Raw genomic sequence first — 25,509 nt, 5'->3', positions numbered from 1 at the left:
CGCATACGTTCGTCCCGCTGCGAGCCGCCGACCCAACGGCGGCTCCCCATACGGGAGATCGGGGGTGTACTCGTGCGTATCGGACTGCTGACAGAGGGTGGCTATCCGTATGTGAGCGGTGAGGCCAGACTCTGGTGCGACCGGCTCGTGCGCGGGCTCGAGCAGCACGAGTTCGACATCTACGCGCTCAGCCGCAGCCAGGAGCAGGAGGACGCGGGCTGGCTCGAACTGCCCCCGCACGTCGGCCTGGTGCGGACCGCACCGCTGTGGACGGCGCGGACGGGGACGGGCGACGACGGGGCGTGCGGCGGCGCACTCGGGCGGCGCGCCCGGCGCCGGTTCGCCGCGCTGTACGCGGAGCTGGCCGAGGCCGTGGTGTGCGCGCCGGGGGACGGAACCGGTAACGGGACCGGGGCCGCGTCCATGGTCGGCTCCGGTGCGGGTCTCGGCGTCGGAGCGGGTGGCGCGCCCGGTGAGGCGGACCGTTTCGCCAAGGCGCTCTACGGGCTGGCCGAACTGGCCAGGGACGAGGGCGGACTGGGATCCGCGCTGCGCTCCGAGACCGCCGTGCGCATCCTGGAGCGCGCCTGCCGCGCGCCGGGCGCCCGGCGCGCCGCCCGCGGAGCCCGGGTGCCCGACCTGCTGGCCTTCGCGGGTGAGGTCGAGTCCGCGCTGCGTCCGCTCTCCCTGGACTGGTACGACGACGCGTCCGGCGGGTCCGGTGGCGGTGGGCTCGGTGCCGTCGACCTCTGCCACGCCACCTCGGGCGGGGCAGCGGCCCTGCCCGGACTGCTCGCCAAGCGCTTCCACGGCGTGCCGCTGCTCGTCACCGAGTACGGAGTGCAGTTGCGGGCCCGCTACATCGCGGCGGGCGACGCCGAGTTGAGCGCGCCGGTGCGGGCGCTCCTCGCCGCCTTCCACGGCCGGCTCGCCGCCGAGGTCTACCGGCAGGCCGCCGTCATCACCCCCGGCAACGCCCACGCCAGGCGCTGGCAGGAACGGTGCGGCGCCGACCGCGCCAAACTCCGCACCGTCCACCCCGGCATGGAGGCGTCCCGCTTCGCCGAGGTCGGCGAGCGCGAGGAGCCTGGGGAGCCGGACACCCTGGTCTGGGTCGGACGGATCGATCCGTCCAAGGACCTCATCTCCCTGCTCCACGCCTTCGCCGAGGTCCGCAAGGAGGAGCCGAGGGCGCGCCTGCGCATCGTGGGGGCGATGCCGGCCGGCTCGGGCTCCGGATCGGGCCCCGGTTCCTGCGAGGGCCGGGAGGCCGAGGCGTATCTCGGACACTGCAAGGCCCTGGCCGCACAGCTCTTCCCCGACGAGGCGACGGGCCTGCACGCCATGGGGGAGAACCCGGTCTCCTTCGAAGAACTCGGCGCCCCGGAGGCGCCCGGCCTCGCCGAGGTCTACGGCTCCGGCAGCGTCGTCGTCCTCTCCAGCGTCGTCGAAGGCTTCCCGATCAGCCTGGTCGAGGCCATGTTCTGCGGGCGCGCGACGGTGTCGACCGATGTGGGTGCCGTCGTCGAGGTGATCGGCGGCACCGGACTGGTGGTGCCGCCGCGCAACCCCCGGGCCCTCGCGGAGGCCTGCGTGGCCCTGCTGCACGACTCCGACCGCCGCGAGCGACTCGGCGCGGCCGCCCGGGCGCGAGCCCTCGAACTCTTCACCGTCGAGCAGAACGTCACGGCATTTCGCGGCATTTACCTGGAGATCGTCTCGCACTGCCCGGTGCGCCGGGAGGCCGTGGACGACGCCGGTGAACCCCGGCCGTTCGCCCACCCGCCCGAGGCCCATGTGCCGGGGAGATGGACGGCGCCGGCCGCCGGCGGCATCGGCGGCGCATGGCTCGCCGGCCGCTCCTCCGGCGCGGGCGCGCCGAGCTGGGCGTCCGCTCCCGGTGACAGCGGCGGCGGGCGCGAGGAACTGGCCGGAGTGACCCGAGGCGGCGGGGAGGGAGACGCGTGAGCGAGAGCCACGAGGAGAGCCGGGGCGGCCGCGGCGGCGGCAGCGGGGTCGGCGCGGATGTGCCGCGGGTGCCGGTGGGCGCCGGGGCCTGGGGGACCAGCTCGGAAGAGGCGCTGACCCTGACCGTCACCGAGCCGGCCGGACCCGAGGCCGTCGCCGACGCCCTCGATCCGCTGGACGCCCTCGGCGCGGACCTGCTGCACGAGTCCGGGGCCTGGCGGAAGACGGCCGACGCCGAGCAGGCCCGACCGGCCCGCACCGCACGGCCCGGCCGGACCGACGACGGACCCGGACCCGCGCATTCCGAAAAGGCCGCCGGGACCGCGTCCCGGACGGCCGACTCCCGCACGGCGAAGCGCCGGTCCGGAGTCGACCCCGTCAAGGTCCTGATGCATCGCCATCGCGACCTGTGCGAGCGCGCCGTCGACCCGCTGGAGATCGCGGCCGGCCTGGAGGCGCACGGCCTGACCGACCGGACGGCCGCCCGCTACCGGCACAAGGACGTGTTCTCCCTCGCCGAGGAGATGTACGCGCGCATGCCGAGGGACGGGGAGTCGGGCGCACCGGCCGCGGTCACCCCCGACCCCATCACCGGCGTACGCGGTGCGTGGGCCGGGCTCGCCCTGCTGCCGGGCGCCGTCTGCGCCCTCGCCGTAGTCGCCCTGAACGTCACCTCGGGCACCGTGCACCTGGCCGTCGCGCTCACCGGCGCCCTGGCCGTCGCCGCCGCCCTGCGCACGACCCTGCGCCACGGTCCCCTGCGCACCGGCGTCCGCCCGTCCGCACCCGCGACCCGGCTGTGGGTCTGGGCGCTCCTCCTCTACGCGGTCTTCGGCGACGGACTCCTGAACGCCGCGTTGGCCGGAGGGCCCGACGGGGCATGGGCCCCCGCCACCGCGCCGCTCCTCGCGCTCGCTTTCGCCGTGGCACCCGCCACCTGGTGCGCCGGGTTCTTCGCCACCGGGGCCCGCCGACGCCTCGCCGCCAGCAGGGGCCTCGCCGAATTCACCTCCTCCGTCAGGCCTCTGCTGCTCGGCTGCGTGCTGCTCTTCGTCGTCGCCCTCTCGGTGCTGCTCGGCGCGGCCGGTGCCCTGATCGACCAAGGCGGTGCGGGCGTGGACTACGCCGGTACAGGAGCCTTGGGCATCCTGCTGCTGCTCGCCCGACTGCTCTCCGCGCACGGCCGCACCCACGCGCCGACCGTGGTGCTGGGCGTGGCGGCCGGCGCCGAAGTCGTCGCCGTCGCCACCGTCTTCGCCGCGCGACTGCCCGGCTGCGCCCTCCTCGGCACCCCCGTGGAGAGCGCCGTCGACGCGGTCGGCGCGAGCGTGGTGCCCGGCACGGTCTGTGCCGTCGCCGCCCTCGCGCTGCTGGTCCATGCCACGAGGACCCTCACCCGCGCCTCCGCCCACGCGAGCACCGACAGCCGGGCGAGCGCCCCATGACCCCCACAGGCACCACCCGTGCCGCAGCCGGACGCGCCCTGCTCCCGCGCGCACCGCACGCGGCGTAGGAACCCCCCTTCTCCCGCGGGGCCGACACCGCGGGCCCTTTCGTCGACTCTCAGCAACATCCGTAAGGAGAACGCCAGATGACCACCCCTCCTCCCGGAGGCACCGGATACGCCGGATACTCCGGACCTCATGGGCAGCGCGGAATTGACGGGCAGCGCGCGTCGCGCGTCGGACGCGCCCCGCACCCGGTGCACCCGGCGCTCTCGGCGCGCACTGCGGGAGGCGTCCGATGAGGGTCCTGCTGATCGGAGCCAACGGGTACATCGGCCGCTTCGTCGCCGACCGGCTGCTCGCCGACCCCGCCGTCCAGCTCACGGCCCTCGGCCGGGGCGACGACGCCGACGTCCGCTTCGACCTCGCCACCGGCAGCCCGGGAGCGCTCACCCGCTTCCTGGACGCCGTGCACCCCGGAGTGGTCATCAACTGCGCGGGCGCCACCCGCGGCGGTGCCCGCGAACTCACCCGGCACAACACCGTCGCCGTCGCCACCGTCTGCGAGGCCCTGCGCCGCAGCGGCTGCGGCGCCCGCCTGGTGCAGATCGGCTGCGGTGCCGAGTACGGACCCTCGCAGCCCGGTTCGTCCACCGCGGAGGACTCGGTGCCCCGGCCCGGCGGCCCGTACGGCGTCAGCAAGCTCGCCGCGACCGAGCTCGTCCTCGGCTCCGGCCTCGACGCCGTGGTCCTGCGCGTGTTCTCGCCCGCGGGACCGGGCACCCCGGCGGGCTCCCCGCTCGGCCGGCTCGCCGAGGCGATGCGCCGCGCCATGCAGGCTGGCGACGGCGAGTTGAAGCTCGGCGGTCTCGGCGCGCAGCGTGACTTCATCGACGTGCGCGACGTGGCACGCGCCGTCCACGCCGCCTCCCTCTCCGCCGCGCAGGGCGTCATCAACATCGGCTCGGGCCGTGCCGTCCGGCTGCGGGACGCCGCCGCCGTGCTCGCCCGGGTCGCCGGCTTCGGCGGCGCCCTCCACGAACTGGACGCGCCTCCGCTGGGAGTCCGCACATCCGTCGGCCACCCGCGCACCGAATCCGACCACGGGATGCACAGTCCGCCGGCCGCGTACCCGTACCCGGACGGCTGCGGAAGCTGGCAGCAGGCCGACGTCCGCACGGCTCGCGACCGGCTCGGCTGGCGTCCCCGCATCAACCTCGAAGAGTCCCTCGCCGACATCTGGATGGAGGCGGCATGCCGTATCTGACCCCCACCGCGACCGGCCAGTCGAGCACCGACGTACGCCTTGGCTTCGGGATCCCGGGCTTCGCCCACCCTCTCGTCGCTCCGGCCGAATGGGCCGAACTCACCCGCCCGGAGACCCCTTTGCACTGGGTCGTCCTGAACGTCGCACGCGGCCCCGGGGCCCGCCCCGACCCGCACTGCCTGGCGGCGGTGAGCCGGCTCCGCAACGCCGGTGTGCGTGTCCTTGGTCACGTGGACGCCACCTACGGCGCCCGCTCCTTCGGCGAGATCGTCTCCGACGCCCACCGCTTCCTCGACTGGTACCGGGTCGACGGGTTCCTGCTCGACCGGTGCCCCACCGAGCGGGTCGCCCTGCCCGAGATCCGGCGCACGGTCACGACCCTGCGCGCCCTCGTCGACGACGCGTACATCGTCCTCGGCCACGGCACCCACCCGTATCCCGGATACGCCGAATCCGCCGAGCAGTTGGTGACCTTCACCGGCCCTTGGAGCGACTACCGGTGGTCGCAGGTCGCGGAGTGGACGGCCGAGTACCCGCCCGAGAAGTTCTGCCACTTCGTCCACGGCATGCCGGGCGGGCATCTGGAGGAGGCGCTGCGCATCGCCCGCTGGCAGGGCGCGGGCACCATCTACTTCACCGACCGGACGGACCGCGGAGGGCTCACCGACCCCTGGGAGGCGATGCCCGGGTACTGGGACGAAATCGTCTCGCGGATCGGACCTGGTGTCTCGGAATGAAGTCGGGCGTGGCAGTGTTACAGACGGAACATCCGTACGTAGATACCGACCAGCTGCATTAATGAGGTCTCCGTGTCGCTGCCACCCCTGGTCGAGCCAGCTGCTGAGCTCACCGTCGACGAGGTCCGCCGGTACTCCCGCCACCTGATCATCCCCGACGTCGGGATGGACGGGCAGAAGCGGCTGAAGAACGCGAAGGTGCTCTGTGTGGGCGCCGGCGGCCTCGGATCGCCGGCGCTGATGTACCTCGCCGCGGCGGGCGTCGGCACGCTCGGCATCGTGGAGTTCGACGAGGTCGACGAGTCGAACCTGCAGCGCCAGATCATCCACAGCCAGGCCGACATCGGCCGCTCGAAGGCCGAGTCCGCGAAGGACTCCGTCCTCGGCATCAACCCGTACGTGAACGTGATCCTCCACGAAGAGCGGCTCGAGGCCGAGAACGTGATGGACATCTTCAGCCAGTACGACCTGATCGTCGACGGCACGGACAACTTCGCGACGCGCTACCTCGTCAACGACGCCTGCGTGCTGCTCAACAAGCCCTACGTGTGGGGTTCCATCTACCGCTTCGACGGCCAGGCCTCGGTCTTCTGGTCCGAGCACGGGCCGTGCTACCGCTGCCTGTACCCGGAGCCCCCGCCGCCCGGCATGGTCCCCTCCTGCGCCGAGGGCGGCGTCCTGGGCGTGCTGTGCGCGTCCATCGGCTCCATCCAGGTCACCGAGGCGATCAAGGTCCTGGCCGGTGTCGGCGACCCGCTCGTCGGCCGCCTGATGATCTATGACGCCCTGGAGATGCAGTACCGCCAGGTGAAGGTCCGCAAGGACCCCAACTGCGCGGTCTGCGGCGAGAACCCGACCGTCACCGAGCTCATCGACTACGAGGCCTTCTGTGGCGTCGTGTCCGAGGAGGCCCAGGAGGCGGCGGCCGGCTCGACGATCACTCCCAAGCAGCTCAAGGAGTGGATCGACGACGACGAGAACATCGAGATCATCGACGTCCGTGAGCCGAACGAGTACGAGATCGTCTCCATCCCCGGCGCCAAGCTGATCCCGAAGAACGAGTTCCTCATGGGGACCGCTCTCGAAGGCCTGCCGCAGGACAAGAAGATCGTCCTGCACTGCAAGACGGGTGTCCGCAGTGCGGAAGTCCTCGCCGTCCTGAAGTCCGCGGGCTTCTCCGACGCCGTGCACGTCGGCGGCGGCGTCATCGGCTGGGTCAACCAGATCGAGCCGGACAAGCCGGTCTACTAGCCGGATCTCCGGGCCACGGCTCGGACCCGACTGTCCCGGACGGGCCTCGCGCACCCTGCGCGGGGCCCGTCCGCCATGTCCGGGCCGTGCACGCCACGCGTCAGGAGCACACCTTGCCGTCGCGCGGTATTCGTCCCTCCAGCAGATACGCGTTCATCGTCGTGTCGACGCAGGCGCTGCCCGAGCCGTACGCGCCGTGCCCCTCGCCCTTCCACGTCAGCTCCACACCGACTCCCTCGCCCAGTTCGTCCGCCATCCGGCGGGCCCCCTCGTAGGGCGTGGCCGGGTCGCCCGTGTTGCCGACGACGAGCACCGGCGCGGCGCCCGGCGCGCTCACATCGGGGTCGTCCCACAGGCCGGGCACCGGCCAGTCGTGGCACCATCCCGCGGTGTCCCAGGCCATGGCCTTCCCGAAGACCGGCGAGATGGCGCGGAACTTCGCCATCAGGGCCTTGGCCCGCGCCGCCGTCGGCCGCTCCCTGTCGTCCCGGCACGAGATCGCGCGCTGGGCGTGGGTCGTCGTGCCGTAATGCCCCTTGGTGTCGCGGTCGTTGTAGGAGTCGGCCAGCGCGAGCAGCGTCGTGCCGTCACCCCGGTCGGCCGCCCGCAGGCCCCGGGTGAGCGCGGGCCAACTCGTCCTGCTGTACAGGGTGACGAGGATGCCGGTGGTGGCCAGCGACTCGTTCAGCTCGCGGCCGCTCGCGGTGGGCAGCGGTTCGGCGTCGAGCTGTTCGAGGAGTGCCGCGATCTTGCGCGAGCCCGCTTTCGGGTCGATGCCACGGGAGGTGAAGTAGTCGTCCAGCGCGCGCTGGAACCCGCGGGCCTGGTTCTCGGAGTGGCCCACCGTGCCCACCGTGGGGTCGACGACCGCGTCCAGAGCGAGCCGGCCGACCTTGCCGGGGAACAGATGGGCGTACACACCGCCGAGTTCGGTGCCGTACGAGACGCCCATGTAGTGCAGCGTGTCGTCGCCGAGGACCTGGCGCATCAGGTCCATGTCGCGGGCCGCCTCGGTGGTCGACACATGGCTGAGCAGGTCTCCGGCCTGCCGTGCGCAGCCCTTGCCGAAGTCGGCGGCGTCCTTGAAGTACGCCGACTCCTCCGCGGAGGTGTCCGGGGTGGCGTCGATGGACTCGGCGGCCCGCACCTGCCGGTCGCTTCTACAGCGCACCCCGCGGCTCGCCCCGACACCGCGCGGGTCGAAGCTCACCAGGTCGTAGCGCGCCCGCAGCTTTGTGTACTGGGGAGCGAGGGCCGGCAGCAGGTCGACGCCGGAGCCGCCCGGACCGCCGAAGTTGAACAGCAGGGAGCCGATGCGCTCCTTGCCTGCCCCGCTGGATCCGGCCCGGATGAGGGCGAGAGAGATCGTCCGGCCCGTCGGCCGGGCGTAGTCGAGCGGGACCTTGAGTGTCGTGCACTGCCAGTCGGGCCCGGGGGCGGGTGTGCTCGCCGTCCCCCGGCAGCGGCCCCAGCGCAGGTGCTGGCCGGTGAGCGCGGCGGGCAGCGCGGGTGATGCCCCGGCGCGGGGTGGGGGGTCGGCGGATCGCGAGGCGTCGGCCCGTGGTGACGACGACACCGGCTCGGGCGCGCTGTCGCCGTCTTCTCCCGGGCCGCTGCAGGCGGTGATCAGGCCGACCGTCAGCACGGCGGCCGTGATCAGACCGAGTGCGCGGACCGTTGTCCCTGCGCCTGCGCCCGTATGTGTACGTGCGCGCGCAAGCGAATCCTCTGGCGCCATGGGCACCTCCCCCGTCGACTGCCCCCGTTCGAGAAGCAGTCAGGCCATCGTAGGAGGCCATGCCGACGGCCGCTCGGGCCTGTGGACAACGCCCGTTTCACCCTGTGGACAACTCGGCGATCACGAACAGACCGTTCCCTCGTCCGGGACCTTCCCGTCGAGGAGATAGCCGTCGACCGCGCTGTGCACACAGGAGTTGCCGCTGTCGTACGCTCCGTGGCCCTGGCCCTTGTACGTCAGCTCGACACCCACGTCGCCCCCCAGCGCGTCGACCATCTTCTTCGCGCCCTCGTACGGGGTGGCCGGGTCGCCGGTGTTGCCCACGACGAGGATCGGTGCGGATCCGGACGCGCTCACGTCGGGATGGTTGGCGGCGCCGTCGACGGCCCAGTCGGTGCAGCTGAGCATGCCCCAGGCCAGGTAGTCGCCGAACAGGGGAGAGGCCTTGCGGAACTCGGGCAGCTTCGCCTCGACGTCCTTCGTGGTGTAACGGGGCTTGTAGTCGCCGCAGTTGATGGCCACGTTGGCGGCCTGCATGTTGCTGTACTTGCCGTCCTCGTTGCGTCCGTTCATCGAGTCGGACAGTGACATCAGGATCTTGCCGTCGCCGTCGTACGCCTGTTGCAGGCCCTCGGTGAGGTACTCCCAGAAATCCTTCGAGTACAGGGACTGGGCGATCCCGTTGGTCGCCGCGGTCTGTGTCAGCTCGCGGGGGAAGATCCCCGGGATCGGCTTCTCGTCGAGTTCGTCGAGCAGCTTGGCGATCTTGTCCTTGACGTCCTGCGGGGTGTCGCCGACCGGGCAGTCCTCGGTCTTGGAGGTGCAGTCCTTCGCGTAGTTGTCCAGCGCCAACTGGAAGCCCTCGGCCTGCCCGAGGGAGCTCTGCTCGGGGTCCTGGGTCGGATCGACGACGCCGTCGAACACGGCGCGGCCCACGTTCTTGGGGAACAGATGGGCGTACACGCCGCCGAGTTCGGTGCCGTAGGAGATGCCGAAGTAGTGCAGCTTGTCGTCGCCGAGCACCTGGCGCATCAGGTCCATGTCGCGGGCCGCGTCGGTGGTGCGGACGTGGGGGAGGACCTTCCCGGAGTTCTTGTCGCAGGCGCCGTTGAACTTCTTGACGTTGTCGACGAGCTTCTGCTGCTCCTCGGTGTCGTCGGGCGTCGAGTCCTGCTCGAAGTAGGTGTCGAGCTGGTCGTCGCTCTCGCAGGTGACGCCCGCGCTGCGGCCCACTCCGCGCGGGTCGAAACTGACCAGGTCGTAGCGCTTGCGCAGCTTCTCGTAGTCGGAGCCGAACGCGGGAAGGGTGGTGACGCCCGAGCCGCCGGGGCCGCCGAAGTTGAAGATCAGCGAGCCGATGCGCCGCTCGTCACTGCCGCTGGACCTGGCGCGGATCAGCGCGAGGCCGATGGTGTCGCCCTTGGGGTCGTTCCAGTCGAGCGGCGCCTTCATGGTGGCGCACTGCCAGTCCGTGCCGCCGGGCAGCGGGGAGGGGGAGGCGCCGCCGCCCTCGGACTCCGACGGGGCCGGACAGTCCTTCCAGTTCAGCTTCTGGGACGGCAGGTCCGCGTCGTCCTGCGAGTCGCTGCTGCACGCGGCCAGTGAGGCGGAGAGCAGTGCGGCGGTGACGGCCAGGGCTGCGGCGCGGGGCCGGGACGGGATGGGCATGCGTCCATCCTGCGGCGGACCGGTGCGGGGCGCTCTTGCAGCGGGCTGTGCGGGTGAGGTTTCCGGCCCCTGACCGCCGTCGCCGGAGCCCGCGCCCGGCGACGGGCTCCCTACAGAGCGCCCTTGCGGGTCAGGTGGTTGAAGAACAGCCACCCGGGCAGGACGGGCAGCCACAGGGTGAGCAGCCGGTACAGGAGCACCGCGGGAGCGGCCACTTCCTTAGGGAGGCCGATCGCGATCAGACCGACCGTCAGCGTCGCCTCGACGGCGCCCACGCCGCCCGGCGTCGGCGCGGCCGAACCGAGCGCGTTGCCGGCCAGGAAGACGACCGCCACGCTGGCCAGGCTCAGGCTCGTGGTCTCGTCGCCGAAGGCGCGGATCGAGGCGTCCAGGCACATCACGAAGCAGGCCGTCAGCAGCAGCATGCCGCCGATGCCGGTGACCAGCTTCCGCGGCCGCTGGAGCACGTCGAGCATGCGCGGCACGACGCCGGCGAACAGCGACCTCACGCGCGTGACGACGAATTTCCGCAGGAAGGGGATCGACGTCACCACGAGGACGAGCACCGCGACCGTCAGCAGACCGGCGATGACGGTCCGCGAAGGCGACAGGGAGGGCGTCTTCTCCGTCCCCGTCAGATAGCCGAACGTCAGCAGCAGCAGGATGTGGCTGCACATGCCGAACAGCTGCGAGGCGCCGACACTGGCGACCGCCAGGCCCGGACGGACTCCGGCCCGCTGGAGGAAGCGCGTGTTGAGCGCCACGCCGCCGACCGCCGCGGGAGCCACGATCTTCACGAACGACCCCGCGACCTGCGCCGCGACGGTCCGCATGAAGGGCACCCGCTCCGGCACGAAGCCCAGCAGGCTCATCGCCGCGGCCACGTAGCTGAGCGCGGAGAAGACCACCGCGAGTCCGACCCAGCCCCACTCGGCCTCGTCGACGAGGGAACCGAAGTCGATGTGCGTGAGCTGCGACAGCAGGAAGTACGCGCCGATCGCGCCGGCGATGAAGCTGATCAGCGTGCGCGGCTTGATGCGCTCCAGGCGGGCCGGTTCGACGGGTGCCTGCGGCCTGATGCGGAGCACCTGATGGCGGATCTGGGTGAGCAGATCCTCCTCGCGGGCCTCGTCCAAGGCTTCGTCCAGGGCCCGCTTCTCGGACTTCTTCTCTGCCTTCTCGGACTTCTTCTCGGCCCGTACGGACTTCTTGGCGTCGGTCTCGGTCTGGGCGGACGCCTCCAGACGGGCCTCCTTGGCCCGGTCGGACGCCTCCAGGACGGCCTCGCGCTCACGCTGGGCGCGCTCGCGTCCCAGCCTGCGCAGCGTCGCCCTGGTGGAGCGGGTGAGGGCGATCGGCTGCAGCAGCGGCAGACAGTCGGCGACGGGGTCGGGGCCGAGGACCCCCACCGCCGAGGCGACCGCCCGTTCGGCGCCCACGCGCAGGCCGAGCGTGGTGACCATCTGCGCGATGTCCATCCGCAGCACCAGCTCGCCGGCCGCGATCTCGCCACCGCGCAGATCCGTCAGGATCACCGTGCCGGAACGATCCACCAGAATCGCGTCGCCCGCGAGCCGCCGGTGCGCGATCCGCCGCGACTGGAGCGACTGCACCTGGTGCCAGGTGTCGCGCAGCAGGTCGTCGGTGATCTCCTCGTCCGGGATCGCGTCGAGGGAGCGGCCGCCGATGTGCTCGTAGACGAGCATCACGGCGTCGGGGCCCAGCTCGGACGTGGCGATCAGCTTCGGGGCGTTCGCCCCCGCGGAGATCGCCGCGTAGGCGAGCAGCGCCTCCTGCTCCAGCGCCTGGCGCAGCGATTGCAGGCTGCGGCGCTGGGTGATGCCGCGCAGCGTCAGCCGTCGCCACACGCGGTAGAAGAAACCCTGCGCCTGCTGTTCCCGGTCGACCACGGTGACGTCGAGTGGGGGGCCGTCCTCCAGGGTGACGAAGTAGCGCCGTCCCCGGTCGCCGTTCTCCGTGGTGCCCTCGTGCGCCTCTTCGCGGGAGGCGCTGACGGGGTGGAAGCCGACATGGCGCAGGCCCGCCAGGAGCGTCTGCCCGGTGGGGCGCACATTGGGGGAGCCGACCGCGTACAGCGTGCCGTAGGCGACGGTCCAGCCGATGAGGATCGTCAGGATGATCGAGAACGGTGTCGTGTAGCCGGTGACCAGCATCGTGAACGCGTCGAGCAGCAGCACCACCCACAGCACGACGCGCCATCGTGGTCTTCGGGACATGCCCACGGCTGTCATGTAGGCGATGACGGGCGCCAGATAGCCGTGCACCGGATCGGTGAGCGCGTGGATGTCGCTCGGCGAGACCTTCGTGAGCGCGTCCTGGATGGACTGGGGTGCGGCCTTGGCGACCCACAGATCCGTCGCGAGCGTCACCCCGTGGGCCAGCACCGCGGCGAGCACGCCGTCGGCGATCCGCAGCCCGTCCCGTTTGATGAGCCGTTCGATGGCGAACGCCACCGGAACCAGCAGGATGGCGATGCTCGACGCGAACCCGGCGAACTTGGTCAGCAGGTCGGGGGCCTGCTCGGTGCCCTTGTTGATGTCCTGGGCGAAACCGGTCGTCGTGGCGTGCGCGAACGCGGCGATGGCCAGCAGCACCACGACCGCCAGCAGTCCCGCGAGCAGGCGCATGAGGTCGGACGGACGGTGCACGCGCGCGGGGAGCAGCGGTTCGTCGCCGTCGACCCGTTCCGCGTGCGCGTCCGCGTCGACGCAGTCCGGGTCGTGCAGCGGCTGCTCGTGCTTGGTCTCCGCCTCGGCCTCCGTGGCTTTCTCGGCCGTTTCCTCAGGGCGTGCCGGTGCCACAGAGGTGCCCTCCGCCTTGTCGGGGTGCACGCTCTGCTCCGTCGTCTCTTCTTGATCTCGTATCACCAGTCACCGCCCGCACGATGGTGGCATGTCCCATGGCCGTAGGGAGGCATCAGGGTGCATCCGTGGGGCGCGGAGTCGTCAGCAAGCGCCTTCTCGTACATCTGTCCAGGGCGCGACCCGTCACTCCCTCGGTGTTGTCGGTGCCGTGCGGCAGGATGGGTCGGATGAGCGAGGAGAGCGAGCCGGCCGGAGAACTTCCCGAGTACGCGGAGCGGGTGCTGGAGGTGGCGGAGCTCATTCCGCCCGGGCGCGTCATGACGTACGGGGATGTCGCCGAGTGGCTGGAGGAGGGCGGGCCGCGCCAGGTCGGCCGGGTGATGTCCCTCTACGGGGGAGCGGTGCCGTGGTGGCGCGTCGTGCGCTCCGACGGAGCGATGCTCCCCGGCCACGAGCTGCGGGCGCTCGACCACTACCGGGAGGAGAACACCCCGCTGCGTGAGGCCTCCCGCGCCGCCGCGGGCCACCTGCCGCGCCTCGACATGAAGCGGGCTCGGTGGGACGGGCAGACTCGTACGGAAGCTCACAATTGACAGCTTCCGCCATCCCGCGCGCGGGCGGGGTACCGGTGGCCCGTCCGGGGGAAGCGGGACGCGCGGGGCACTTCGAGGGGACCGTGTCCGTTCGTGAGACAGCGCACACCTGTGCCGTACGGGGTCCGGGACAGGCGCCGGAAGCCCGGCTTCCGCCACACTCGACGGCGTAGCGTCGACGGCACCGTCGATGACAGACACCTCCCTCACCCCGCGGCCACCGCCTCGCGCGGACGGCGCGTCGACCACCAGCACACCCACCAGGACCAGCGATCCACGTGAGCTCCTCTTCGTCCACCCGCTACCTGTCGCAGCACCAGGCTCGACAGGGGATGCCCGGCGCGTACCGACTGGTGCGTACCCCGCCGGCGCCCGTGGACCCCCCTCGTCTGGACGCACGTCAGCGTGCGGTGGTTGACCACGCCCGAGGCCCCCTGCTGGTGCTGGCCGGACCGGGCACCGGCAAGACCACCACGCTGGTGGAGGCCGTCGCGACCCGCATCGCCGAGGGCGTCGAACCCGCGCGCATCCTGGTGCTCACGTTCAGCCGGAAGGCCGCCGTCGAGCTCCGCGACCGCATGGGGCTGCGCATCGGAGCGGCGCGCGCCCCGCAGGCGACGACGTTCCACTCGTTCTGCTACGCCCTCGTCCGCGCCCACCAGGACGCCGACCTCTTCGCCGAGCCCCTGCGCCTGCTGTCCGGCCCCGAGCAGGACGTCACCGTACGGGAACTGCTCGCGGGCCAGATCGACCTGGAGCGGGCCGGGCTCGCCCATGTGCGCTGGCCCGACGAGCTGCGTGCCTGTCTCACCACGCGCGGTTTCGCGGACGAGGTGCGCGCGGTGCTCGCCCGCAGCCGTGAGCTGGGTCTCGGACCCGCGGCCCTGGACTCCTTCGCCCGGCGCATCGGCCGCCCGGACTGGGGCGCGGCCGCCACCTTCCTGGCCGAGTACCTGGACGTCCTCGACATGCAGGGCGTGCTCGACTACGCGGAGCTGGTGCAGCGCGCGGTCCTCCTCGCCCACCGCACCGAGGTCGCCGAGCAGCTGGCCGCCCAGTACGACGCCGTGTTCGTCGACGAGTACCAGGACACCGATCCGGCCCAGGTGCGACTGCTCCAGGCCCTCGCCGGGGGCGGCCGCACCCTGGTCGCGTTCGGCGACCCGGACCAGTCGATCTACGCGTTCCGCGGCGCGGACGTCAACGGCATCCTGGACTTCCCGCAGGCCTTCCCGCAGTCCCTCCGGGGGACGGCCGGTGCCCCGGCGCCGGTCGAGGTGCTCACCACGTCCCGCCGCTCGGGCGCCCGCCTCCTGGACGCCACCCGGCGCATCACCCAGCGGATGCCGCTGACCCGGCTGCCCGCGGACAAGGTGCGCGCCCACCGCGACCTCGGCCCCGTGCGCGACGGCGGCCGGGCCGAGGTCTACACGTACCCGACCTCCGGCGCGGAGCTGGACAACATCGCGGACATCCTGCGCCGTGCGCACCTGGAGGACGGCGTCCCGTGGAGCGACATGGCCGTGCTGGTGCGCGCGGGCGCGCGCGGCATCCCGTCCGTGCGGCGAGCTCTCACGGCGGCCGGCGTTCCGGTGGACATAGACGGCGACGACCTGCCGCTGCGCCACGAGCCTGCGGTCATGCCGCTGCTCACCGCGCTGAAGGCGGTCGCGCACAGCCCCGCGGAAACCGCATCGGAGGACTCGGAGGGTTCCGAGGTCTCGGAGGATTCCGATACGGCGGCCTCCGGAGCGACCTGCTGGCTGGACACCGAGACCGCTCTCACGCTGCTGGGCTCGCCGCTCGCCGGTATGGACGCCGCGGATCTGCGCCGCCTCGGACGCGCCCTGCGCGAGGAGGAACGGACCGGCGGCAACCCTCTGCCGCCGCCCTCCGACGACCTGCTCGCACGCGCGCTCGCCGAGCCCGAGCGCCTCGCCGTGCACGATCCGTCGTACGCGCGCGGTGCGCAGCGCCTGGGCGCCCTGCTCGCACGGGCCCGCGCGAGACTCACCGACGGCGGCACCGCGGAGGAGGCCCTCTGGGAGCTGTGGAACGGCACGCCCTGGCCCCAGCGCCTGGAGCGGTCCGCCCGGCGCGGCGGCGCGGCGGGCCGCAACGCCGACCGCGACCTGGACGCCGTGTGTGCGCTGTTCGCCGTCGCCTCACGCGCGGAGGAGCGCACCGGCGGCAGCGGCGCGCGCAACTTCCTGGAGGAGATCGAGGCCCAGGACATCGCCGCCGACACACTCGCCGGGCGCGCGGTGCGGCCCGACGCCGTCCGCCTCATGACCGCCCACCGCTCCAAGGGCCTGGAATGGCGGCTCGTCGTCGTCGCGGGCGTCCAGGAGGGCCTGTGGCCCGATCTGCGCCGCCGCGGCTCCCTCCTCGAGGCCGACCGCATCGGACGCGACGGACTGGCCGAACCACTCACCCCCGGCGCGCTGCTCGCCGAGGAACGCCGCCTCTTCTACGTGGCCGCCACGCGCGCGCGGGAGCGGCTTGTCGTCACCGCGGTGAAGGCGCCCGCGGACGACGGGGACCAGCCATCCCGGTTCCTGACCGAACTCGGCGTCGAGCCCAAGGACGTCGCGGGGCGCCCGCGCCGCCCGCTGTCCGTCGCCGCGCTCGTCGCCGAGCTGCGCGCTACGACGGTCGACCCGCGCGTGTCCGACGCGCTGCGCGAGGCCGCCGCCCGCCGCCTGGCCCGGCTCGCCGCGCTCAGCGACGACGACGGCAGGCCCCTGGTGCCGTCCGCCCACCCGTACCGCTGGTGGGGCATGTACGAGCCGACCGAGAGCAAGGTCCCGCTGCGCGACCGCGACAAGCCCGTCGTGCTCTCGGGCAGCGCTCTCGACCAGCTCGCCAACACCTGCGCCCTGCAGTGGTTCCTGGGCCGCGAGGTCAAGGCCGACGCGCCCGCCACCGCGGCCCAGGGGTTCGGCAACGTCGTGCACGTCCTCGCCGACGAGGTCGCGTCCGGACGCACCCCCGCCGACCTGGCCGTCCTCATGGAACGCCTCGACTCCGTGTGGGACGCCCTCGCCTTCGACGCCCCCTGGAAATCGGCCCAGGAGAAGGAGAACGCGCGCGTGGCGCTGGAGCGCTTCCTCCAGTGGCACGTCATGGACCGGGGCGGACGCACCCCCGTCGCAAGTGAGCACGATTTCGACGTGACGCTGGAAGCGGGCTCCTACGAGGTACGCATCCGCGGCTCCATGGACCGCGTCGAGCGGGACGCCGAAGGCCGCGCCTACGTGGTCGACTTCAAGACCGGCAAGCAGGCGCCCAGCGCCGCCGACGTCGCCCACCATCCGCAGCTCGCCGTCTACCAGCTCGCCGTGACCGAGGGGGCCGTCGACGAGCCGTTCGACGGCGCCCGCCCGCACCCCGGTGGCGCCGAACTGGTGCAGTTGCGGCAGGGCGCCGCGAAGAAGGACGGCGGGGAGATCCTCCCCAAGGTGCAGGCGCAGGAGCCGCTCGAGGGGGAGTGGGTCGGTGACCTCCTCGCCACCGCGGCGGGCAAGGTCCTCGACGAGCGGTTCGCGCCGACCGCCGGCCAGCACTGCACCCACTGCGCCTTCCGGGCCTCGTGCAGCGCGCGGCCCGAGGGCAAGCACGTCGTGGAGTGACGTGCGCCTCCGCCGCGGCGGAACGGGCGGGTGCTGTCGGTGGTGCCGGTTAGCCTCGATGAGGTGACCACACGCCTCACCGACCCCGAGCAGCTCAAGGAGCTGCTGGGCATCCCGTTCACCCCGGAGCAGATGGCCTGCATCACGGCGCCGCCCGCCCCGCAGGTGATCGTGGCCGGAGCCGGTTCCGGCAAGACGACGGTGATGGCCGCGCGCGTGGTCTGGCTGGTGGGCACCGGACAGGTCGCGCCCGAGCAGGTGCTCGGCCTCACCTTCACCAACAAGGCCGCGGGCGAGCTGGCCGAGCGCGTCCGCAAGGCCCTGATCAGGGCGGGCGTCACCGACCCCGACGCCATCGATCCGGACAACCCTCCGGGCGAGCCGGTGATCTCCACGTACCACGCCTTCGCCGGCCGCCTCCTGACCGACCACGGCCTGCGCATCGGGCTCGAACCGACGACACGGCTGCTGGCCGACGCCACCCGCTTCCAGCTCGCCGCGCGCGTGCTGCGCGAGGCGCCGGGCCCGTACCCGGCGCTCACCCGCTCCTTCGCCGACCTCGTCAGCGATCTGCTCGCCCTCGACGGAGAGCTGGCGGAACACCTCGTACCACCGGGCAGACTGCGCGCCCACGACCAGGACCTGCTGCACACCCTGGACGGCGTCAAGCTCAGCAACGCCGATCTGCGGAAGGTGCCCGAAGCCGCGGCCGCCCGGCTGGAGCTGGCCGAGCTGGTGGGGCACTACCGGGCCGCCAAGCGCACCCGGGACGTCCTCGACTTCGGCGACCAGATCGCCCTGTCCGCCACGCTCGCCGACACCCGGGCCGAGGTCGGGGAGATCCTGCGCGACGAGTTCCGGGTCGTGCTGCTCGACGAGTACCAGGACACCTCCGTGGCCCAGCGGATCCTGCTGGCGGGCCTGTTCGGCGGCGGCACCGGCCACGCCGTCACCGCCGTGGGCGACCCCTGCCAGGCGATCTACGGATGGCGCGGCGCCTCCGTCGCCAACCTCGACGACTTCCCCGAGCACTTCGCGTACGCCGACGGCCGCCCCGCCACCCGCTTCGCGCTCAGTGAGAACCGCCGCAGCGGCGGCCGGCTGCTCGACCTCGCCAACGGTCTCGCCGAGCCGCTGCGCGCGATGCACGCGGGCGTGGAGGCCCTGCGGCCCGCCCCCGGTGCCGAGCGCGACGGAGTGGTGCGCTGCGCCCTCCTGCGCACCCACAGCGAGGAGATGGACTGGCTCGCCGACTCCGTCGCCCATCTCGTCGCCACCGGCACGGCGCCCGGCGAGATCGCCGTCCTGTGCCGCACCGCGACCGACTTCGCCGAGATCCAGGGCGCGCTCGTCGCCCGCGACGTCCCCGTAGAAGTGGTCGGCCTCTCCGGCCTGCTGCATCTCCCGGAGGTCGCCGACCTGGTCTCCGTGTGCGAAGTGCTCCAGGATCCCGGTGCCAACGCGGCCCTGGTGCGCGTCCTGACCGGTCCGCGCTGGCGCATCGGCCCACGCGACCTGGCGCTCCTCGGGCGTCGTGCGCGCCTGCTGGTGTCGCACGCGCGCGGGGGCGCCCTCGACGACGCCGACGACCCGGACCGGCGCCTGGCCGAGGCGGTCGAGGGAGTCGACCCGTCCGAGGTGATATCGCTGGCGGACGCGCTCGACACGTTCCTGGAGACCTCCCTGGAGGCCGACGGGGACGACGACGGGCTGCCGTTCTCCCCGGACGCGCGCGTGCGCTTCGCCCGCCTCGCCACCGAACTGCGCGACCTGCGCCGCTCGTTGTCCGACCCGCTGATGGACGTACTGCACCGGGTCCTGGCGGTCACCGGCCTGGAGGTCGAGCTCTCGGCGTCTCCGCACGCGCTGGCGGCCCGCCGACGCGAGACGCTGTCCAACTTCCTGGACGTCGCGGCCTCCTTCGCGGCCAACGACGGCTCCGCGACCCTGCTCGCCTTCCTCGCGTTCCTGCGCACCGCCGCCCAGTACGAGAAGGGCCTGGACAACGCGCTGCCGGGCGGCGAGAACACCGTGAAGGTGCTCACCGCCCACAAGTCCAAGGGCCTCGAATGGGACGTCGTCGCCGTCCCCGGACTCGTGAACGGCACGTTCCCGAGCACCCAGGGCCGCGAGAAGTGGACCGCCCAGGGCAAGGTGCTGCCGCACGCGCTGCGCGGTGACGCCGCCACCCTGCCCGACATCGAGGCGTGGGACTCCAGGAGCATGAAGGCCTTCCAGGCCGACATGAAGGACCACCAGCACACCGAGGAACTGCGCCTGGGCTACGTCACGTTCACGCGCCCCCGCAGCCTGCTGCTCGGCTCCGGCCACTGGTGGGGGCCGTCCCAGAAGAAGAAGCGCGGCCCCTCCGACTTCCTCCAGGCGCTGTACGACCACTGCGCCACCGGCCACGGCGACATCGAGGTCTGGGCGGACGAACCGGACGACGAGGAGGAGAACCCGGCCCTTCAGGAGGCGTCGGCCGAACAGGCCTGGCCGCTGCCGCTCGACGAGGTGTCCCTCGCCCGGCGGCGCGCGGCGGCCGACACCGTCCTCGCCCACCTGGAGCGCGCGGCGGGCCCCGCGCAGGCGCGCGCCCACACCCAGCCCCACCCCGCCGCCCACGACGAGCCGCCCTTCGAGGACCCCGACTGGCCGCCCCCGCCGGACGACGACGCCTTCGGCGAGGACGAACCCCCCGTGCCGGACGAGGAGGTCCCCGACGACTGGGAGAACCTGCCCACCGAGCGCCCCAAGGTCCCGCACCCGACGCCCCGACCCGAAGCCCCGGACCCGGAAACAGCGCACCACGCGCGCGTGCCCCCACCGCAGACCGCGACGGTCCCGCACCCCGCGCACGCCCCGGAGAACGACCTCACTCCGGAAGAGGCCCGCACCATCGACTCCTGGGACCGCGACCTGGACGCCCTCGCCGGAGAGCTGATGCGCGCCCGCGCGGCCGTGCGCGAGGTGCCCCTGCCCCAGTCGCTCACCGCCTACCAGTTGATGCGGATCGCCGCCGACCCCGACGGCTTCGCCCAGGAACTGGTGCGGCCCATGCCCAGCCCGCCCCAGCCCGCGGCCCGCCGGGGCACCCGCTTCCACGCCTGGGTCGAATCCCGCTTCGAAGAGCTGCGGCTGCCCATGATCGACCCCGAGGAGCTGCCCGGGAGCGACGCGGAGATCGCCGACGAGCGCGACCTGGAAGCGCTCAAGGAGGCCTTCGAACGCACTCCGTACGCCCACCGCACCCCGCACCGGGTGGAGCTCCCCTTCCAGCTGGCCATCGCGGGCCGCGTCGTCCGCGGCCGCATCGACGCCGTCTACAAGGAGGGCGACGGCGAGGAGACGACGTACGAGATCGTCGACTGGAAGACCGGCCACCAGCAGAACGCCGACCCGCTGCAGCTCGCCATCTACCGGCTCGCCTGGGCCGAGCGGCAGGGGGTACCGCCGGAATCGGTGGACGCCGCCTTCCTGTACGTCCGCACCGGGGAGACGGTACGACCGCGCAGCCTGCCCGGCCGGGCGGAGCTGGAGCGGCTGCTCACCCGGGATCCGCAGGTCGTCGAGGAGCCGCCGGACGAGCACCCCTCCGCGGGGGACTAGGCTCGTGACCATGAGCAAGCCCGTTGACAACGCCGTCAGCACTGTCCGTGCGTACATCGAGGACCACCGCGAGGCGTTCCTCGACGACCTGGCCGCATGGCTGCGGATCCCCTCCGTGTCCGCCCAGCCCGACCACGCCCCGGACGTGCGGCGCAGCGCCGACTGGCTCGCCGCCAAGCTGGCCGAGACCGGCTTCCCGACCACCGAGGTGTGGCCGACGGCCGGGGCCCCCGCCGTCTTCGCCGAGTGGCCCTCCGGCGACCCCGAGGCCCCCACGGTCCTGGTCTACGGACACCACGACGTGCAGCCCGCCGCCCGTGAGGACGGCTGGGACACCGACCCCTTCGAGCCCGTCGTCGTGGGGAACCGCCTCCACGCGCGCGGGGCGGCCGACGACAAGGGGCAGGTGTTCTTCCACACACTCGGTGTGCGCGCCCACCTCGCCGCCACCGGCCGCACCGCCCCCGCGGTCAACCTGAAGCTGCTCGTCGAGGGCGAGGAGGAGTCCGGCTCCCCGCACTTCCGGGAGCTGATCGAGGCCCGCAAGGAGCGCCTCACCGCCGACGCGGTGATCGTCTCCGACACCGGCATGTGGTCCGAGGACACCCCCACGGTCTGCACCGGGATGCGGGGCCTCGCCGACTGCGAGATCGAGCTGTACGGGCCCGACCAGGACATCCACTCCGGCTCGTTCGGCGGGGCCGTGCCGAACCCGGCGACCGCCGCCGCCCGGCTGGTCGCCGCGCTGCACGACGAGCACGCGCGCGTGGCCGTCCCCGGCTTCTACGACGGCATCGTCGAGCTCACCGACCGCGAGCGCGAACTCTTCGCCGAGCTGCCCTTCGACGAGGAGCAGTGGCTGCGCACCGCGAAGTCCCACGCCACCCACGGGGAGGCGGGACACACCACCCTGGAGCGCATCTGGGCCCGGCCCACGGCGGAGGTCAACGGCATCGGCGGCGGCTACCAGGGCCCCGGCGGCAAGACCATCGTGCCGACGTCCGCCCAGCTCAAGCTCTCCTTCCGGCTGGTCGCGGGGCAGGACCCCGACCACGTCGAGAAGGCCGTCACCGCCTGGGTCGCCGACCAGCTGCCCGCCGGTGTCCGCCACGAGATCACCTTCGGGGCCGCCACCCGGCCCTGCCTCACCCCGCTCGACCACCCCGCCCTGCAGTCCGTCGTCCGCGCCATGGGGAAGGCCTTCGAGCAGAAGATCCGCTTCACGCGCGAAGGCGGCTCGGGCCCCGCCGCCGACCTCCAGGACGTCCTCGACGCCCCCGTGCTGTTCCTGGGCATCTCGGTCCCGTCGGACGGCTGGCACGCCCCGAACGAGAAGGTCGAACTCGACCTCCTGATGAAGGGTGTGGAAACAGCCGCCCACCTGTGGGGCGATCTCGCCGAGAGCTGGGCAGATGCTCCGTGACCGACGCACCCCGCACCCGCCGCGCCGTATCTCCTGCTGAACCGCCTGCCGAACCATCCATTCCACCGGGGGAGTTGGAAGCACCCGTGACCACCTGGACCGACCGCACCGCCGACCGACCGCTCTCGCTCGCCGCCCCCAGCGGCATCGACCGCGCCGCGCACCACCGCCTCGACGAGGCGTGGCTCGCCGCCGCCTGGAGCCACCCCACGACCCGGGTCTTCGTGGTCTCCGGCGGTCAGGCGCTGATCGACGAGACCTCGGACGGCGCGACGGAACTGGTCATGACGCCGGCCTTCGAAGCACCGCTCACCGAGGCACACCGCTACTTCCTGGGCACCGACGACGACGGCATCAGCTACTTCGCGCTCCAGAAGGACACGCTTCCCGGCCGCATGGACCAGTCCGCGCGCCCGGCCGGCCTGCGCGAGGCCGGACTGCTGCTCTCCCACCGCGACGCGGGCCTGATGGCGCACGCCGTCGCCCTGGAGAACTGGCAGCGGCTGCACCGCTTCTGCTCCCGCTGCGGCGAGCGCACCGTCATCGCCGCGGCGGGCCACATCCGCCGCTGCCAGGCCTGCGGGGCCGAGCACTACCCCCGCACCGACCCGGCCGTGATCATGGCCGTCACGGACGAGCAGGACCGCATCCTGCTCGGCCGCCAGGTGCACTGGCCCGAAGGCCGCTTCTCGACGCTCGCGGGGTTCGTGGAGCCCGGCGAGTCCATCGAGCAGTCGGTCCGCCGCGAGGTGTGGGAGGAGGCCGGTGTCGTCGTGGGAGACGTCGAGTACGTCGCCAGCCAGCCCTGGCCGTTCCCGTCCAGCCTGATGCTGGGCTTCATGGCCCAGGCCACCTCCACGGAGATCAACGTGGACGGGGACGAGATCCACGAGGCCCGCTGGTTCTCCCGCGACGACCTGCGGGCCGCCTTCGAGTCCGAGGAGGTCGTCCCTCCCTACGGCATCTCGATTGCGGCCCGCCTGATCGAGCTCTGGTACGGCAAGCCCCTGCCGAAGCCCAGCGACGCGCTGTAGGCCCCGGCGCCGGGGGCCTCAGGCGCCGATCTTCTGCTTGACCTGAGCCAGCGAGGGATTGGTGAGCGTCGAACCGTCGTCGAAGAGGACGGTGGGGACCGTCTGGTTCCCGCCGTTCGCCTTCTCGACGAACGCCGCCGACTCCGGGTCGTGCTCGATGTTGATCTCGCTGTACGCGATGCCCTCGCGGTCCATCTGCTTCTTCAACCGCTGGCAGTAGCCGCACCAGGTGGTGCTGTACATCGTCACAGTGCCCGGCATGTTCCTCGCGCTCCTTCGTGGCTGGGGATGCGTGTTCGCAAGGAGTTGAACGTACGCGACCGGGCGCCCATTCCCGCACGTCGGGCGCATTAGTACGACCGGCACCCGCTGCCTGTGGACAACGCGACGCATCCGGCCCCGCGGACCTGGCAGCATGGCGGGGTGACAGCAGCAACGCACTCCACCCTGTTCCCGCAGGTCCCGGAATCGGCCGACGCGGTGCTCGACGGGCTCGACCCCGAGCAGCGCGCCGTCGCGACGGCCCTGCACGGTCCGGTGTGTGTGCTCGCGGGTGCCGGCACGGGCAAGACGCGCGCGATCACCCATCGCATCGCGTACGGCGTCCGCGCCGGGATCCTCCAGCCCAACACGGTCCTCGCCGTCACCTTCACCAACCGCGCCGCGGGAGAGATGCGCGGCCGGCTCCGGCAGCTCGGCGCGGGGGGAGTGCAGGCCCGCACCTTCCACTCGGCGGCCCTGCGCCAGCTCCAGTTCTTCTGGCCGAAAGCGGTCGGTGGCGACCTGCCCCGGCTCGTCGACCGCAAGATCCAGCTCGTCGCCGACGCAGCGGCCGCCTCCCGGCTCCGCCTGGACCGGGGCGAGCTGCGCGACGTGACCGCCGAGATCGAATGGTCCAAGGTCACCCAGACCGTCCCCGGCGACTATGCGGCCGCGGCCCACAAGGCGGCCCGTGAGACCCCCCGCCACCCCGCCGAGATCGCCCAGATCTACTCCGACTACGAGACCCTCAAGCGCGACCGGGGCGTCATCGACTTCGAGGACGTCCTGCTGCTGACCGTCGGTGTGCTGCAGGACCGGCAGGACATCGCCGAGCAGGTCCGGGCCCAGTACCAGCACTTCGTGGTCGACGAGTACCAGGACGTCAGCCCGCTCCAGCAGCGACTGCTCGACCTGTGGCTCGGTGACCGGGACAGCCTGTGCGTCGTGGGCGACGCCAGCCAGACGATCTACTCCTTCACCGGCGCCACCCCGGACCACCTGCTGAACTTCCGCACCCGCCACCCCGGCGCCACGGTCGTCAAGCTGGTCCGCGACTACCGCTCGACACCCCAGGTCGTGCATCTGGCCAATGGCGTGCTGGCCCGGGCCAAGGGCCGCGCCGCCGAGCACCGGCTCGAACTGATCTCCCAGCGCGAGGCCGGACCCGAGCCGGTCTACGTGGAATACGTCGACGAGCCCACCGAGGCCGAGGGCGCGGCCGGCCGCATCCGCGAGCTGATCTCCTCCGGCGTCTCCGCGGGCGAGATCGCGATCCTGTTCCGGACCAACGGCCAGTCGGAGATCTACGAGCAGGCCCTGGCCGACGCGGGCGTGCCCTACCAGCTGCGCGGTGCGGAGCGCTTCTTCGAGCGGCCCGAGGTGCGCAAGGCCGGCCACTCCCTGCGCGCGGCGGCCCGCTTCGGCGGCAACGACGCGGGGCTCGACGAGGCCGTCGACCTGCCCTCCCAGGTGCGAGCCGTCCTATCCGGCGAGGGCTGGACGAATCAGCCGCCCGCCGGATCGGGTGCCGTGCGCGAGCGCTGGGAGTCCCTCGCCGCCCTCGCCCGGCTCGCCGAGGACTTCGCGCGCGCCAAGCCCGCCGCGACCCTGGCCGACCTCGTCACCGAACTCGACGAGCGGGCGAACGCCCAGCACGCCCCCGCGGTGGACGGCGTCACGCTCGCGTCGCTGCACGCGGCGAAGGGCCTGGAGTGGGACGCGGTGTTCCTGGTCGGGGTGGCCGAGGGCATGATGCCGATCTCGTACGCCAAGACCGACGAGCAGGTCGAGGAGGAGCGTCGGCTCCTGTACGTCGGCGTGACGCGCGCACGGCGCCACCTGGGCATTTCCTGGGCGCTGTCCCGCTCGCCGGGCGGCCGCCCGAATCGCAGGGCGAGCCGCTTCCTCGACGGACTGCGGCCGGGCTCCACCGGTCCGGCCGGGCGCGGTGCGGGCGGCGGGCGCGGCGGCGTCGAGCACGCGCTGGGGGCGGCCACGCCCGGGGGGGGTCCGGCGCCGGGGCCCCCCCCGCGGGGGCCACCGGAGCTGGGGGGCGGG

General features: G+C 72.7%; 15 protein-coding genes. 11 read left to right on the top strand and 4 right to left on the bottom strand.

Annotation, left to right across the window (positions count from 1 at the left end):
- Positions 1–72: 72 nt before the first annotated feature.
- The 5 genes from ABT127_RS13385 to moeZ all read left to right on the top strand — a co-directional run bounded on the left by ABT127_RS13385 (position 73) and on the right by moeZ (position 6,668).
- Positions 73–1,968 (top strand): DUF3492 domain-containing protein, encoded by a 1,896-nt coding sequence (locus tag ABT127_RS13385; RefSeq protein ID WP_351448285.1) that lies wholly within the window; start codon positions 73–75, stop codon positions 1,966–1,968.
- Positions 1,965–3,413 carry a hypothetical protein gene (locus ABT127_RS13380; RefSeq protein WP_351448283.1) on the top strand — a complete coding sequence of 483 codons (1,449 nt, stop codon included), beginning with the start codon at positions 1,965–1,967 and terminating at the stop codon, positions 3,411–3,413. Before ABT127_RS13385 ends, ABT127_RS13380 begins: the two co-directional genes overlap by 4 nt.
- Positions 3,414–3,711: 298 nt before the next feature.
- Positions 3,712–4,680, top strand: a complete 969-nt coding sequence (locus ABT127_RS13375; protein ID WP_351448280.1) for an NAD-dependent epimerase/dehydratase family protein — start codon at positions 3,712–3,714, stop codon at positions 4,678–4,680.
- Complete coding sequence (locus ABT127_RS13370) at positions 4,668–5,417, top strand: spherulation-specific family 4 protein (protein ID WP_351448277.1); 750 nt, start codon at positions 4,668–4,670, stop codon at positions 5,415–5,417. The genes ABT127_RS13375 and ABT127_RS13370 overlap by 13 nt, the downstream gene beginning before the upstream one ends.
- 72 nt (positions 5,418–5,489) lie before the next feature.
- Positions 5,490–6,668, top strand: coding sequence for an adenylyltransferase/sulfurtransferase MoeZ (moeZ, locus tag ABT127_RS13365; protein ID WP_351448275.1), 1,179 nt, complete (start codon positions 5,490–5,492; stop codon positions 6,666–6,668).
- A gap of 100 nt (positions 6,669–6,768) precedes the next feature.
- On the opposite strand, the gene ABT127_RS13360 is transcribed toward moeZ, so the two are convergent.
- The 3 genes from ABT127_RS13360 to ABT127_RS13350 form a co-directional block, all read right to left on the bottom strand.
- A complete protein-coding gene (locus ABT127_RS13360; protein ID WP_502971695.1) occupies positions 6,769–8,406 on the bottom strand; it encodes an alpha/beta hydrolase in 1,638 nt (545 codons plus the stop codon).
- Positions 8,407–8,526: 120 nt separating this feature from the next.
- Entirely contained in the window at positions 8,527–10,074 is a 1,548-nt protein-coding gene (locus ABT127_RS13355) for an alpha/beta hydrolase (RefSeq protein ID WP_351448270.1), read from the bottom strand.
- Positions 10,075–10,184: 110 nt separating this feature from the next.
- A complete protein-coding gene (locus tag ABT127_RS13350) occupies positions 10,185–12,962 on the bottom strand; it encodes a lysylphosphatidylglycerol synthase domain-containing protein (protein WP_351448267.1) in 2,778 nt (925 codons plus the stop codon).
- A gap of 164 nt (positions 12,963–13,126) precedes the next feature.
- Between ABT127_RS13350 and ABT127_RS13345 the strand changes: the two genes are divergently transcribed.
- The 5 genes from ABT127_RS13345 to nudC all read left to right on the top strand — a co-directional run bounded on the left by ABT127_RS13345 (position 13,127) and on the right by nudC (position 23,190).
- The gene (locus ABT127_RS13345) at positions 13,127–13,492 is read left to right on the top strand and encodes an MGMT family protein (protein ID WP_351448265.1); all 366 of its coding nucleotides are present in this window, start codon (positions 13,127–13,129) and stop codon (positions 13,490–13,492) included.
- Between the two features lie 278 nt (positions 13,493–13,770).
- On the top strand, positions 13,771–17,124 hold the full coding sequence (locus ABT127_RS13340; protein ID WP_351448262.1) for an ATP-dependent helicase: 3,354 nt from the start codon (positions 13,771–13,773) through the stop codon (positions 17,122–17,124).
- 63 nt (positions 17,125–17,187) lie between these two features.
- Complete coding sequence (locus tag ABT127_RS13335) at positions 17,188–20,733, top strand: UvrD-helicase domain-containing protein (RefSeq protein WP_351448259.1); 3,546 nt, start codon at positions 17,188–17,190, stop codon at positions 20,731–20,733.
- A 10-nt stretch (positions 20,734–20,743) separates the two neighbouring features.
- Positions 20,744–22,156 (top strand): dipeptidase, encoded by a 1,413-nt coding sequence (locus tag ABT127_RS13330; RefSeq protein WP_351448256.1) that lies wholly within the window; start codon positions 20,744–20,746, stop codon positions 22,154–22,156.
- Between the two features lie 86 nt (positions 22,157–22,242).
- The gene (gene nudC / locus ABT127_RS13325) at positions 22,243–23,190 is read left to right on the top strand and encodes an NAD(+) diphosphatase (protein WP_181512662.1); all 948 of its coding nucleotides are present in this window, start codon (positions 22,243–22,245) and stop codon (positions 23,188–23,190) included.
- An 18-nt stretch (positions 23,191–23,208) separates the two neighbouring features.
- On the opposite strand, the gene ABT127_RS13320 is transcribed toward nudC, so the two are convergent.
- Positions 23,209–23,451, bottom strand: a complete 243-nt coding sequence (locus ABT127_RS13320) for a mycoredoxin (RefSeq protein ID WP_255973298.1) — start codon at positions 23,449–23,451, stop codon at positions 23,209–23,211.
- Positions 23,452–23,613: 162 nt separating this feature from the next.
- On the opposite strand from ABT127_RS13320, the gene ABT127_RS13315 reads away from it, so the two are divergent.
- On the top strand, positions 23,614–25,509 hold a 1,896-nt coding region (locus ABT127_RS13315), incomplete at its 3' end, for an ATP-dependent helicase (RefSeq protein ID WP_351448252.1).

It is taken from the genome of Streptomyces sp. NPDC001904 (assembly GCF_040297005.1).
Classification (GTDB): Bacteria; Actinomycetota; Actinomycetes; order Streptomycetales; family Streptomycetaceae; genus Streptomyces.
The sequence above is the reverse complement of the archived record's forward strand: the minus strand, read 5'-3'. Positions and strand labels throughout refer to the sequence as shown.

Bases quoted from the DNA above. Each gene is read 5' to 3' on its own strand.
- ABT127_RS13375 (WP_351448280.1), top strand. From the start codon at position 3,712: ATGAGGGTCCTGCTGATCGGAGCCAACGGGTACATCGGCCGCTTCGTC.
- ABT127_RS13370 (WP_351448277.1), top strand. From the start codon at position 4,668: ATGCCGTATCTGACCCCCACCGCGACCGGCCAGTCGAGCACCGACGTA.
- ABT127_RS13360 (WP_502971695.1), bottom strand. From the start codon at position 8,406: ATGGCGCCAGAGGATTCGCTTGCGCGCGCACGTACACATACGGGCGCA.
- ABT127_RS13355 (WP_351448270.1), bottom strand. From the start codon at position 10,074: ATGCCCATCCCGTCCCGGCCCCGCGCCGCAGCCCTGGCCGTCACCGCC.
- ABT127_RS13345 (WP_351448265.1), top strand. From the start codon at position 13,127: ATGAGCGAGGAGAGCGAGCCGGCCGGAGAACTTCCCGAGTACGCGGAG.
- ABT127_RS13330 (WP_351448256.1), top strand. From the start codon at position 20,744: ATGAGCAAGCCCGTTGACAACGCCGTCAGCACTGTCCGTGCGTACATC.
- ABT127_RS13320 (WP_255973298.1), bottom strand. From the start codon at position 23,451: ATGCCGGGCACTGTGACGATGTACAGCACCACCTGGTGCGGCTACTGC.